The organism is Nocardia sp. CDC519, from assembly GCF_059509835.1.
Genome location: NZ_CM183377.1, coordinates 558,115 through 570,551, shown reverse-complemented (window position 1 = coordinate 570,551; position 12,437 = coordinate 558,115). Strand labels below are relative to the sequence as shown.

At 67.4% G+C, this 12,437-nt stretch carries 13 protein-coding genes; 7 read left to right on the top strand and 6 right to left on the bottom strand.

Going from position 1 to position 12,437, the window contains the following annotated elements; translation table 11 throughout:
• The first annotated feature begins 17 nt into the window (after nt 1–17).
• On the top strand, nt 18–575 hold the full coding sequence (locus tag AC5W7N_RS02420) for a DUF7691 family protein (RefSeq protein ID WP_495923169.1): 558 nt from the start codon (nt 18–20) through the stop codon (nt 573–575).
• Here AC5W7N_RS02420 and AC5W7N_RS02415 read toward each other — a convergent pair.
• Nucleotides 566–1,735 carry a methyltransferase gene (locus AC5W7N_RS02415; RefSeq protein WP_195020536.1) on the bottom strand — a complete coding sequence of 390 codons (1,170 nt, stop codon included), beginning with the start codon at nt 1,733–1,735 and terminating at the stop codon, nt 566–568. The two genes, AC5W7N_RS02420 and AC5W7N_RS02415, sit on opposite strands and share 10 nt — an antisense overlap.
• 219 nt (nt 1,736–1,954) lie before the next feature.
• Nucleotides 1,955–2,245: a hypothetical protein gene (locus AC5W7N_RS02410; RefSeq protein WP_280213614.1), complete on the bottom strand. Its 291-nt coding sequence runs from the start codon at nt 2,243–2,245 to the stop codon at nt 1,955–1,957.
• 175 nt (nt 2,246–2,420) lie between these two features.
• Here AC5W7N_RS02410 and AC5W7N_RS02405 point away from each other — a divergent pair, with 175 nt between their 5' ends.
• Nucleotides 2,421–2,810, top strand: coding sequence for a DoxX family protein (locus tag AC5W7N_RS02405; protein ID WP_195020537.1), 390 nt, complete (start codon nt 2,421–2,423; stop codon nt 2,808–2,810).
• A gap of 63 nt (nt 2,811–2,873) precedes the next feature.
• On the opposite strand, the gene AC5W7N_RS02400 is transcribed toward AC5W7N_RS02405, so the two are convergent.
• From AC5W7N_RS02400 to kstD, 3 genes are all read right to left on the bottom strand, one after another.
• Nucleotides 2,874–3,572: a YwaF family protein gene (locus tag AC5W7N_RS02400; protein ID WP_324197384.1), complete on the bottom strand. Its 699-nt coding sequence runs from the start codon at nt 3,570–3,572 to the stop codon at nt 2,874–2,876.
• 233 nt (nt 3,573–3,805) lie between these two features.
• A complete protein-coding gene (locus AC5W7N_RS02395; protein ID WP_195020539.1) occupies nt 3,806–4,669 on the bottom strand; it encodes an enoyl-CoA hydratase ChsH3 in 864 nt (287 codons plus the stop codon).
• A 140-nt stretch (nt 4,670–4,809) separates the two neighbouring features.
• Nucleotides 4,810–6,519, bottom strand: coding sequence for a 3-oxosteroid 1-dehydrogenase (kstD, locus tag AC5W7N_RS02390; RefSeq protein ID WP_195006925.1), 1,710 nt, complete (start codon nt 6,517–6,519; stop codon nt 4,810–4,812).
• A 142-nt stretch (nt 6,520–6,661) separates the two neighbouring features.
• Here kstD and AC5W7N_RS02385 point away from each other — a divergent pair, with 142 nt between their 5' ends.
• The 5 genes from AC5W7N_RS02385 (at nt 6,662) to AC5W7N_RS02365 (ending at nt 12,030) form a co-directional block, all read left to right on the top strand.
• Nucleotides 6,662–8,293 carry an FAD-binding protein gene (locus AC5W7N_RS02385; protein WP_195020540.1) on the top strand — a complete coding sequence of 544 codons (1,632 nt, stop codon included), beginning with the start codon at nt 6,662–6,664 and terminating at the stop codon, nt 8,291–8,293.
• A 141-nt stretch (nt 8,294–8,434) separates the two neighbouring features.
• Nucleotides 8,435–9,220, top strand: coding sequence for a 2-keto-4-pentenoate hydratase (locus AC5W7N_RS02380; protein ID WP_163813964.1), 786 nt, complete (start codon nt 8,435–8,437; stop codon nt 9,218–9,220).
• Nucleotides 9,221–9,230: 10 nt separating this feature from the next.
• Complete coding sequence (locus tag AC5W7N_RS02375) at nt 9,231–10,139, top strand: acetaldehyde dehydrogenase (acetylating) (protein ID WP_036532626.1); 909 nt, start codon at nt 9,231–9,233, stop codon at nt 10,137–10,139.
• A gap of 12 nt (nt 10,140–10,151) precedes the next feature.
• Nucleotides 10,152–11,189, top strand: coding sequence for a 4-hydroxy-2-oxovalerate aldolase (gene dmpG, locus AC5W7N_RS02370; RefSeq protein WP_014348786.1), 1,038 nt, complete (start codon nt 10,152–10,154; stop codon nt 11,187–11,189).
• A 514-nt stretch (nt 11,190–11,703) separates the two neighbouring features.
• On the top strand, nt 11,704–12,030 hold the full coding sequence (locus AC5W7N_RS02365; RefSeq protein ID WP_163813966.1) for a helix-turn-helix domain-containing protein: 327 nt from the start codon (nt 11,704–11,706) through the stop codon (nt 12,028–12,030).
• Between the two features lie 33 nt (nt 12,031–12,063).
• On the opposite strand, the gene AC5W7N_RS02360 is transcribed toward AC5W7N_RS02365, so the two are convergent.
• Nucleotides 12,064–12,405, bottom strand: a complete 342-nt coding sequence (locus AC5W7N_RS02360) for a DUF433 domain-containing protein (protein ID WP_163813967.1) — start codon at nt 12,403–12,405, stop codon at nt 12,064–12,066.
• Nucleotides 12,406–12,437 lie beyond the last annotated feature (32 nt).

The following is a 12,437-nucleotide window of genomic DNA, read 5'->3' as shown; positions in this document are numbered from 1 at the left end:
AGATAAGGAGCCGTGGGGTGGGATACGGCGTGATGCCCTATGCGGTCGAAACCAAGTACCTGAACGCACCGTCAACATTCACCTCCGATCCGGAGGATTTCTTCGACTGGATGATGCAGGTGCATGCGCATGCCCTCGACGAGGCCGCCATCCGCACGGCCCTACGCGAGCTCTTCTTCGCCCAGGAGCCCACCGGTTCCGAAGGCTGGGCCTACGGCTACGCGCTGAAGGTGCTGTGCGAACAATTCGGCGGCTGGCTACCCAATGGGCACTGGTATCCGTTCCGCAGCCATGGCTTCGATGCGGTCGGCGCGGCGCTGCGTGCCCTCGATATCGACTTCGACCCCACCGACCTCATCTACTCCGGCGCCCCGGTCGACCTACCGCCGATCGATGACTTCCCTTCGATCGGCCACCTCGCCCTGGCCGAACTGAAACCCCTCGCCGAATCCCTGAACGCCGCCGACCTGACCACCATCGAGGACGCTTCACTGGTCGATTCCCTATCCGAACTGCGCGGATGGACCAATACCTGCGTGGAACGCGACTGCGACCTGGTCTGCTTCTACCACTGAGCGCCCGATCGCGCCGCGCCACCGGCTCGGCCCACCGTCGACACCGGCACCAGCCGCCACAGCGAGGTGACCTCCCGCCGCCTCGCTTCGTGCAGCGGGTCGGCGGCGTCGGTCGCGCGAGCGTGCCGTGGTTGCGTATCGTGCCTGCTCACCACGCGCAGACCGGCGGCGGCGATGCGGGCGGGCAACGCGCCGCGGGTGCGCAGCCCGAGGTGCTCGGCGAGGTCGGACAGCACCAGCCAGCCCTCACCGGCGGGGGTGAGGTGCGCGGCCAGTCCGTCCAGGAAACGATGCAGCACAACGGAATCCGGGTCATAGACGCCGAGTTCGAGGTCCGAGCTCGGCTGCGCGGGCAGCCAGGGTGGATTACACACCACCAGGTCCGCGCGGCCACTCGGCCACAGATCGGCCTCGATGATCTGCACCCGGTCGGCGAACCCGAGCCGCCGCATATTCGCCGCGGCGCAGTTCACCGCGCGCCGGTTGATATCGGTGCCCACCACCCGCCGCGCCCCACGGCGGGCGAGGACGGCGGCGAGCACTCCGGTCCCGGTGCCGAGATCGAACACCGTCGCGGGTGCGGCGCCTCCGTCGAACGGCGCCTCGGCGACGAGGTCGATGTACTCCCCGCGCACCGGCGAGAACACGCCGTACGAGGGATGGATACGCGCGTCCAACGCCTCGATCTCGACGCCGCGCTGATGCCACTGGTAGGCGCCGAGCACTCCGAGCAGTTCGGTCAGCGACACACAGGTGCTCTCGGTGGTCGCGCCGTAGGCGTGATCGCAGGCCGCGCGCACGTCGGGTGCCCGGCGCAGGTGCAGCGAGTGGTCGGGCTCGAGCAGCACCATCATGCGGCCGAGTACCCGCGCGCGCTCGGTGCGCTTGGCGCGATGGCGATGGAACAGCTCCGCCGCCCCGTCTCCGGTCGGCCCGGAACGCGAGCTCTGTAGCCGGTCCACCGCGCGCAACAGTTGGCGTGCGTTGTGGAAGTCGCCGCGCCACAGCAGTCCGATCCCGTTGCGGGCCATGCGGTACGCCGACTTCGCGGTGGTGCGGTCGTCGACGACGACTACGCGAACCGGTGCCGGCGCATCGCTTTCGGAATGCCAGCGTGCGGAGCGGGCGATTCCGTCCTCGGTCCACTGGACCATCGACATGAGGTACTCCAGAACTGTTCGAAGGTGCCTTGTATCAGCAACGCTTCGAGCCGGAGTACGACGAGGCTATCTGGCTGTCACCAGGAGGGCACGGACGGTCGCTCGCACGCTCGAAGCGCGGCAGCTCGGTCACCTAGCACCATGCCCATAGTCACGGCTGGATCCTTCCCGTCACGTAGGTCCATCCTCGCACAGCGGCGCGCACCTCCGGGCGCCCGATCAGGATTCCGGCGGAAGGATCGGCGGCGCGAAAACATCTTCCAGCGGGGTCGGCCCGGTGTAGCGCTGACAGTTGCAGCTCACCCATTCCCGCATGCCGTGCATGCCGCGCCGTGAGATCTCGGCGTGGCACTTGCCCGTCGAGCGATCGTGCAAGGCCAGGTCGTGCCCGCATCCGCAGCGCGGGCGAATCTGCTTCGCCTGCCGAGGCCGGCGCTGCGCGAACCGGCCGACAGCCCAGCCGACCAGCACCAGGCCACCGCCGACGGCGAGGCTCAAAGGATCCAACACCTTTGCAGTATACGTATACGCATAGCAGCCGTCACGACGAAAGCATGACCCACATCACGTCCGAGGGCCGTCACAACCACGGCGTGCGCGGCATCTAATGCGCGATCAGTTCCACGACGGGAACCGCCGTCGGTGACCGGCCCGGCCCGGTCGCGCGCATGTCAGGAGAAAGCTCATGAACCTCGCCCTCTGGATCTCCGCCGGACTGCTGGCCGCCATCGCCTTGTTCGGCGGCGCCTCGAAAGCGTTCATGCCCAAGGACAAACTCGACGAGCTGGGCGCGAAGTCCGGCGGCGGCTGGACCGAGCACGCGAGTTCCGGCTTCGTCAAAACCCTCGGCGTGGTGGAAATCCTGGCTGCGGCCGGTCTGATCCTGCCCGCCGTGCTCGACATCGCCCCCGTCATGGTCGCGGTGACGGCCGTCTGCTGGATCCTGCTGATGATCGGCGCGATGATCACGCACGCCCGCTACCAGCAGTACAAGTTCGTGGCGCTCAACTTGGTCTACCTCGCACTCGCGGCCTTCGTCGCCTGGGGCCGCTTCGGCCCCGAGTCCTTCAGCTGAGCCGCCACTCGCTGACCACCGGCCCGGGTGCGGCGCCGCAGACTGGGATCAGGCGATGATTATTTACGCCTGTCGGTCCCGGTGCCGAACCCACGGCCAGGTCATCAACGCCCACACCACGAGCAAGATGATCGCGACGGTGCCCAGGTACCACGGCCAGGGCCCCAGCACATCGAGCAGCGAGGGTGTCGAGGGTTTCCGGTTGACGAACCCATAGTTGGTGCCGGCCAGCGAATTGAACACGAAGGTGATCGCCACCCACGCGATCGTCGCCCCCACCGCCAGCCGGTAACTACGCCAGTCGGGTCGCATCCCGACACCCCAGGTCAAATAGATCGCAGCCCACACCACGAGCAGATGAATGGCCCAGAACCCCAGGAACTCGTAATGCGGGAAGTCCGGGCTCTCCAACGCCGGTGACACCAATGCCTGCGTACTCAAGGTCAGGCACCAGTAATAAGTCAGCGCATAAGCCCACGGCCAACGTGTCAGCAACGCGACCCCCGACACCACCGTCGCCAAGTCGGTCAGCCGCAATGGAACGGATTGCCCCACGGTCGGCGGAAACATGGTCGACCCCAAGACCACCAGATAGATCCCCAGGGTCACCAGCCCGAACGCCCGGCTGAACGCACTCGCGGCGCTGGTCTCCTCCTCCCGCCGCCCGATCACCACCACCGCGGCCGCCCCGGCCGCGAACACCGCGAGCACAATCCAGTGCGATGGGCCGTACGCGGAGAACTCCCTGGCCACCGGGTGCACAGCCCTCAGGGTAATTGGCCGCGGGCCGCGAAACCGGCGATTGGTCGGCCCGGTGCGGGGCCGCATCGATGTCGGTCACCGATAGGTGATCATCGGCGTGGCCCGCATCGGTCCACCCGCCGGGTCGAAGCCGGATCCGATCATCGTGCCGACCGGAGCGGCCGGGATAAGCGAAGGTCCCGAACGGAATTCCGCTCGGGACCTTCGTACCGGCCGGTAGCCGCAAGCAGAGGTCAGTCGCGGTAGCTCAACCGCACATCCGCCAGCACCGGCGCATCGTCGCGCTCGACCACGCTCGCGCCGATGATCAGCTCGCCCGCACCACGCCAGATCCGGGTGCGGATCGTCTCACCGGGATAGAGCACACCGGCGAACCGCGCCCGGAAACCGGTGACGCGGGAAGCGTCGGAATCGAGCACGGTGTCCGTCGCGGTCTTGCAGACGATGCCGTAGGTGCACAGGCCGTGCAGGATCGGGTTGGGAAACCCTGCGGCGCGGGCGAATTCGGGATCCGAGTGCAGGGGATTGCGGTCACCGAGCATCCGGTAGAGCAGTGCCTGCTGCGGCAGCGTCGGCGTGGTGACGTCGAAATCCGGTGCACGGTCGGGCAGTTCGGACTTGGTGCTGGGGCCGCGTTCGCCACCGAAACCGCCCTCGCCCTTCGCGAAGATGGACGAGCGGGCCGTCCACAGGGGCGAGCCGTCGGAACCGGTGATGGTGTGCTCCTGCACCACGACCGCTGCCGAGCCCTTGTCCCAGATCTCGCTGATCCGCCCGGTGCCGGTCGCCTTACCCGACGCCGGAATGGGGCGATGCACCTCGATTTCCTGGTGGCCGTGCACCACCTTCGCCAGGTCGATATCGATGCCGGGGAAGCTGACCTTCGGCGGCTCGGTCTCGTTCAGGGTCTGCGCGACGGTCGCGAACGTCGGCAGCACCTGCGGGGTGCGGTCGTCGAGGTAGCGCAGTTCGGCGGGATCGGTCCAGCGCGCGCCCGCGCCGAGGCCGAGCTGATACAGCTGGACGTCGGACGCCGTCCACGCGAACTCCCGGCTCGGCAGTTCGGCGCCGAGCGCGATCTTCGGGTCGATGGGCATCAGTTCTCCTTGTGCATGATTGTGGACAAAACGGTGCCGCCGTTTCCGTCATCCTGCCCAGCGGGCGCGGTGCGCGGCAGCGGATCGCCCGCCTCGTGGGACGCGAGGCCCACCGCCCACCGCCCGACCCGGGCCATCTCCTAAACCTCGGCCGACGCCCGCGCGGACTCCGACTTCTTGCGCTCCGCGATATCCAGCACGGCCAGGTAACCGAAGGTGATCGCGGGCCCGATGGTCGCGCCCGGCCCGGCGTAGGTGTGGCCCATGACCGGCGTCGAGCAGTTGCCGGAGGCGTAGAGCCCCTCGATCGGTGTGCCGTCCTCGCGCAGCACCCGCCCGGCCGTGTCGGCCACCAGTCCACCCTTGGTGCCGAGATCGCCCGGCACGATCTTGGCCGCGTAGAACGGGCCCTGGACCAGCGCCGCGAGGCACGGATTGGGCTTGACGGTCGGGTCGCCGTAGTAGCGGTCGTAGTGGCTGTCGCCGCGGCCGAAGTCCTCGTCCTTGCCGGTGTCGGCGAAGCTGTTGAACCGCGCGACGGTGGCGGTCAGGTTGTCGGCGGGCACGCCGAGTTTTTCGGCCAGTTCCTCGATGGTGTCGGCCTTGACGATGAAATCGTTTTCCATCCAGCGGGACGGGAACCGCTGGCCTGGCTGTAGCCCGGCGAAGATGTAGCGGTTCCGATAACGCTGGTCGAACACCAGCCAGGCGGGGATGTTCTCGCCCGGACCCTCACCCTGACCGTATTCGCCGCCGTACATGGTGTGCACAGCCTCGACGTAAGGAGCGGACTCATTACCGAAACGCTTACCGTCGGCGTTCACCATGATGCTGCCGGGCAGATTCCGTTCGGCCAGCGCGAACCACGGCTTGCCGCCCTTGAACACGGTGGGACCCCACCAGGCGTCTTCCATGAAGCCGATCGCCGCGCCCGCGTCCATGCCCGCGACGATGCCGTCGCCGGTGTTGGCCGCCGCGCCCGTGGTCCACTCGGTGGTGATGGGCTGGCGCTGGTACTTGGTGCGCATCTCGGCGTTGTGCTCGAAACCGCCGCTGCCGAGGACGACGCCCAGACGCGCGGTGAAGGTGACCGGCTTACCGTCCTGGAGGGCTTCGACGCCGGTGACGGCGCCGTCGGTCACCACGAGCTTGGTCATCGGGGTGTTCAACAGCAACGGGACGTTCGCGTCCATGAGCCCCTTGCGCATGGCCGCCATGATCGCCTGGCCCATGACCAGCAGGTGCTTGCGGGTGAACTTGGCCCAGTAGGTGCGCGCGCCGACGCGCATCGCGCGCATCATGCCCTTGGGGTGGCGCTTGATCAGGTTGAGCCGCACGAAGTCTTCCTGCATGACGGCGACGTTGAGCGGGGCCTTGGCGTACGGCGGTTCGAGGTTGAACCGCTCCTCGCCGAGCACCATCGCATCGAACGGCTTGGGCTCGCAGGAGCGTCCCTCGCCCTTGCCTCCGGGAGCCTCCGGGTAGTAGTCGGAGTAGCCGGGTACCCACTTCAGCTTCAGCGGCGTGTGATCGAGCACGAAGTCCAGCGCTTCCGCGCCGCGATCGATGTAGGTGTCGATCCGTTCCTTCGGCACCACGTCGCCGATGATGCTGTGCAGGTATTTGCGCGCCTGTTCGCGGTCGTCCGGCCGGCCCGAGGCCAGCAGTGCCTTGTTTCCGGGAACCCACACTCCACCACCGGAGCGAGCGGTGGATCCACCGTAGTGTGCGGCCTTCTCCAGGACCACCACGCTGAGCCCGTGATGGGCGGCCGTCAGGGCGGCGGTCATTCCGGCGGCGCCACTACCGACCACCACCACATCGTATTCCCGATCAGTCATGTAGAACACGTTATAGAATCTTCGGTTGTTAATCCATTGGTTGGTGCGTATACCTTGCTAATCAGGGGTGAACGCAGCAGTCTTATCGTCAAGGAAACTCGTTCCAGTTTAGTGGCGAGTTCCGAAGTGGAGCGGAACCGGAGTGGAGTACATGAGCCTCGATTGGGACCTGACCGCCGACGTGATCGTCATCGGTTTCGGGGCGGCGGGGGCCTGCGCGGCGCTGGAAGCCGCGGCCGACGGGGCGCAGGTGCTGGTCCTGGAACGGTTCACCGGCGGCGGCGCGACGGCGCTGTCGGGCGGGATCATCTACGCCGGAGGCGGTACCTCCGTGCAGCGTGAAGCCGGGGTGCGCGACACCCCCGAAGCGATGCTTGCCTACCTCGAGCGTGAGGTCGGCGATGCGGTGCGTCCGGAGACGCTGCGGCGGTTCGTCGACGAGAGCCCCGCCATGATCGACTGGCTGAAGGGCCACGGCGTGCCGTTCGAGGCCTCGCTGTGCCCGTACAAGACCTCCTACCCGAACGACGACTACTACCTCTACTACTCCGGCAGCGAGATCTCCGGCGCCTTCTCCGACATCCCCGCAGCTCAGCGCGGCCATCGGGTGCACGGGCGCGGTGTGTCCGGCAAGAAGTTGTCCGGTCCGCTGACCGCCGCCGCGGCGAAGGCCGGGGTCCGGGTGGAAACGCTGACGCAGGCCACCGAGCTGATCACCGACGCCACCGGCGCCGTCATCGGCGTCGAATGCCGCACCCTGCGTGGGGCGCCGGGGCGCATCCGCGAGCGCTACACCCGCATGGCGAAACTGGCCGCCAAACCCGGCATCTACTACCCGCCGCTGCGCAAGGCGATGGAGAAGCGGATGGCGCAGATCGACGAGCGCTACCGCACCACCATCCGGGTGCTGGCCCGGCGCGGGGTGATCGTGAGCGCGGGCGGATTCATCGCCAACCGCGAGATGGTGGCCGAGCACGCCCCCGCCTACAAAGGCGGGATGGCGCTGGGCACCACCGGCGACGACGGCAGCGGCATCACGCTGGCGCAGCGCGTCGGCGCGGCCACCGACCGGATGGGCAACGTCTCGGCCTGGCGGTTCCTGCTGCCGCCGAGCGCGTTCACCGGCGCCATCCTGGTCGACGGGCAGGGCCGCCGCGTCATCGACGAAACCCGCTACGGCGCCGCCGTCGGCAACAAGCTGGTCAACGAGCACGGCGGCTTCGGCTGGCTGCTGGCCGACGAGCCGATGATGCGCACCGCCATCGGCCAGATCGGTGCGCAGGGCACCTGGTTCCAGCGCGCCCAGTTCGAGCCGCTGCGCCGCAGCGCCAAGCGCGGCGCCACCATCGAGCAGGTCGCGGCCAAGGCCGGCATCGATCCCGCCGGGCTGCGCGCCACCGTCGACGCCTACAACCAGGCCATCGACACCGGCGCCCCCGACCCGGTCGGCAAACCGGCCGAATACACCACCCCGCTGCGCACCGGCCCGTTCTGGCTGCTCAACGTCTCCATCCGGCCGAGCGTGATCAACCCCTGCCCGATGCTCACCCTCGGTGGCGTTGTCGTCGACGAGGAGACCGGCGCCGTGCGCTCCACCGACGGAACCGATATCCCCGGCCTGTACGCGGCCGGACGCACCGCCGTCGGCATCTGCTCGGACTCCTACGTCAGCGGCCTGTCGCTGGCCGACTGCGTGTTCTCCGGACGGCGCGCGGGACGGTCGGCGGCCGGAGTGCGCAGCGACCGGCGCGATGCGGCGGCAGCGGAAAGGAACCTCTCATGAGCGGAACCGCTTCTGAGACATACGAATCCCTCATGTGCGGGCCGCCCCGGCAGCGGGTGCGCAGCCCGGCGACGCAGGGGGAGGCCCGGCAGCGCAGCGTAACCACGCAGGCGCCTGCTCATGAGAGAAAGGATTACTGACGTGCTGTCCGATGCGGTACGAACCGAACTGGCCGACGAACTCGAGCGCGCCGAACGCGACCGGGTCGCCATCGATCCGCTGGTCGCGCGGCACCCAGATATCGACGTCGTCGACGCCTACGAGATCCAGCTGATCAATATCCGGCGCAGGCTCGAATCCGGCGCGCGCGTGGTCGGGCACAAGGTGGGCCTGTCGTCGAAGGCGATGCAGCAGATGATGGGCGTCGACGAACCCGACTACGGGCATCTGCTCGCGGAAATGGAAGTCTACGAAGACGTTCCGGTCGAGGCCGATCGCTACCTGTTCCCGCGGGTGGAGGTCGAGGTCGGGTTCGTCCTCGGCGCCGATCTGCCCGGCGCGGACTGCACCGAAGAGGACGTGCTCGCCGCCACCGTCGCGTTCGCGCCCTCCATCGAGCTCATCGACTCGCGGATCAAGGACTGGAACATCGGCCTGGCCGACACCATCTCCGACAATGCCTCCTCGGCCGGCTTCGTGCTCGGCAAGGAGCGGGTCGCGCCGAAGGACATCGACATCAAGTCGATCAATGCGGTGCTCACCCGCAACGGCGAGGTCGTCGCCGAGGGCCGCAGTGACGCGGTACTCGGCGATCCGGTCATCGCGGTGGCGTGGCTGGCCCGCAAGGTCGCGAGCTTCGGGGTCCGGTTGAAGGCGGGCGATGTGGTCCTGCCCGGTTCCTGCACGCGCGCCATCGACGCGCGTCCCGGAGATGCTTTCCATGCCGAGTTCGCCGGACTCGGTTCTGTCCGTTTGCAATTCACGTAGGAGGTACGTCGTGTCCGAAGGGACCGTCACCGCCGCGATCGTCGGGTCCGGCAACATCAGCACCGATCTGCTGTACAAACTGCTCCGCTCCGAGCACATCGAGCCGCGCTGGATGATCGGCATCGATCCCGAGTCCGAAGGCTTGAAGCGCGCTCGCGGGCTGGGCCTGGAGACCTCGCACGAGGGCGTCGACTGGCTGCTCGGCCAGTCCGAACTGCCCGACATGGTGTTCGAGGCCACCTCGGCCTACGTGCACCGGGAGGCCGCGCCGAAGTACGCGGAGAAGGGGATTCGCGCCGTCGACCTGACCCCCGCCGCCGTCGGGCCCGCCGTGGTGCCGCCGGTGAACCTCGGGGCCAATATCGACGCGCCGAACGTCAACATGATCACCTGTGGTGGTCAGGCCACGATTCCGATCGTCGCGGCCGTGTCGCGCGTGGTCCCGGTGCCCTACGCCGAAATCGTCGCGTCGGTCTCATCGGTGTCCGCCGGTCCCGGTACCCGCGCCAATATCGACGAATTCACCAAGACCACCAGCCGGGGCGTCGAGACCATCGGCGGCGCGCAGCGCGGTAAGGCCATCATCATCCTGAACCCGGCCGAACCGCCGATGATCATGCGCGACACCATCTTCTGCGCCATCCCCGACGACGCCGACACCGACGCCATCGCCGACTCCATCCACCGGATGGTCGCCGACATCCAGCAGTACGTGCCCGGCTACCGGCTGCTCAACGAGCCCCAGTTCGACGAGCCGTCGGTGGTGTCCGGCGGCATGGCGAAGGTCTCGGTCTTCGTCGAGGTCGAAGGCGCCGGCGACTTCCTGCCGCCCTACGCGGGCAACCTCGACATCATGACCGCCGCCGCCACCAGGGTCGGCGAAGTCATGGCCAAGCAGATCGCCTCGGCACGGGTGTAAGGAGCGTTTCCCATGGCTTTCTCAGCTGAACTCGATATCCGGGTCACCGACACCTCGCTGCGTGACGGGTCCCACCACAAGCGCCACCAGTTCACCGCCACCGAAGTGCGCGATATCGTCACCGCGCTCGACGGCGCCGGTGTGCCGGTCATCGAGGTCACCCACGGTGACGGCCTCGGCGGCTCCTCGTTCAACTACGGGTTCTCCAAAACCCCTGAGCAGGAACTGATCACCATCGCGGCCGAGACCGCGAAGCAGGCCAAGATCGCGGTGCTCATGCTGCCCGGCGTCGGCGTCAAGGAAGACATCAAGATCTCCCAGGACAATGGCGCGAGCATCTGCCGCATCGCCACCCACTGCACCGAGGCCGACGTCTCCATCCAGCACTTCGGGCTCGCCCGCGACCTGGGCCTGGAAACCGTCGGCTTCCTGATGATGTCGCACACTCAGCCGCCGGAGGCGCTCGCCAAGCAGGCCAGGATCATGGCCGACGCGGGCTGCCAGTGCGTGTACGTGGTGGATTCGGCCGGTGCGCTCGTGCTCGAGCAGGTCGCCGACCGGGTCTCCGCGCTGGTCGCCGAACTGGGCAACGACGCCCAGGTCGGCTTCCACGGCCACGAGAATCTGGACCTCGCCGTCGCGAACTCGATCTACGCCATCCGCGCCGGCGCCACCCAGATCGACGGCAGCGCCCGCCGCTTCGGCGCGGGCGCGGGCAACACCCCGGTGGAGGCGCTGGTCGGCGTCTGCGACAAGCTCGACATCAAGACCGGCATCGATTTCTTCGCCATCGCCGACGCCGCCGAAGACGTCGTCCGCCCGGCCATGCCGCACGAATGCCTGCTCGACCGCCAGTCGCTGATGATGGGCTACGCGGGCGTCTACTCCAGCTTCCTGCGCCACGCCGAACGCCAGGCCGAACGCTACGGAGTCTCGGCCGCCGAAATGCTCGTCCGCGCAGGCAAGCGCAAGCTCGTCGGCGGACAGGAAGACCAGCTCATCGACATTGCGCTGGAACTCCAGCGGGAACAGGCGCCAGTCACCGCCTGATCCTTGCTCTGAACCGGGCCGCGAACGTAACCCCCTCGCGTTCGCGGCCCGTTTGCGTTTCCGGGTATCGCCGCCGAGATGTCCTCGATCGCCGCAGTTCGACAGCGATATGTCGTTAACAACATGTACGCTGGTGCGGTGGATCCGCTGTATTCGATCGAGATCGAGCCAGAGGTTCGGGCCTGGCTGGAGTCTCTGCCGGCCAAACACTTCCTGAAGGTCGAGGAGTACGTCGGGCTACTAGCCGAGCATGCGCTGACTCTGGGTGAGCCGTTTTCGCGCCACCTTGGCGAGGGAGTGCGAGAGTTGCGGCCGACTCTCGACGGGCGGCCACACGCATCACCTACTGGTTTCGTTCCGACCGGACGATCGTATTGCTCACGGTCTTCCGTAAGACGAAGGATCGCGAGGATGCCGAGGTGAAGCGAGCAATCAAGGCGCGGATGATCTGTGCAGCCGAACACGGACCGGCTCACGACGAGTTCATCCGGGTGATCGAACAAGGAGAGCTGTGATGCCGCACAGTCGATGGAAGGATCTGCGTGTTCAGGCTCTGGACGAACCCCAGGCAGTGGTCGACGCGCGCACCGAGATTCGGCTCGCGATGGCGCTCGCCGAAGCTATCTACCTTCGGCGTACCGAACTCGGGCTCACGCAAGCCGAACTCGCAGACCGAGCCGGCCTGACACAGGCGAAGATCTCCAGGATCGAGGGCTCCGATGCGGTTCCGACGCTGCCGTTGCTGACCAAGCTTGCGCGCGCGCTGGATGCATCGCTCAACATTGCGATCGATGACGATGACCCGCAGGTCCGCTTCGTTCCGCATGGCACCGCAGCATGAAAGGATCCGCTGAGGGCGGCTGACAGGAGCTGATCAGCGCCGATACTCGTCCTTGTCGAGCAGCATCTCGAAGTCGCCGCGGCCGGCCATCTCAGTGAGCTCATTCAGGGCGTCGACCCGCTTGGAGCGTGCTGCTTCGGACGCGCCCTCGTCGAATATCGCGGTCGTCTGCTGGGCGGTCACCGCAGCGGCATATTCGAGTACCGCCAGGATGTCCTCGGGTTGAAGATCGGGATAGTCGCCGAGGATGTCTTCGGTACCCATCCCAGATGCGAGGAGTCCGAGCAGCATCTCGACCGGATAGCGCAAGCCGCGCACCACGGGCTTGCCGTGGCAGATCTCCGGATCGGAGGTGATTCGACCGAGGTGCGACATGCGCACGACTGTAGGGGAAGGGCGGGTGGCCG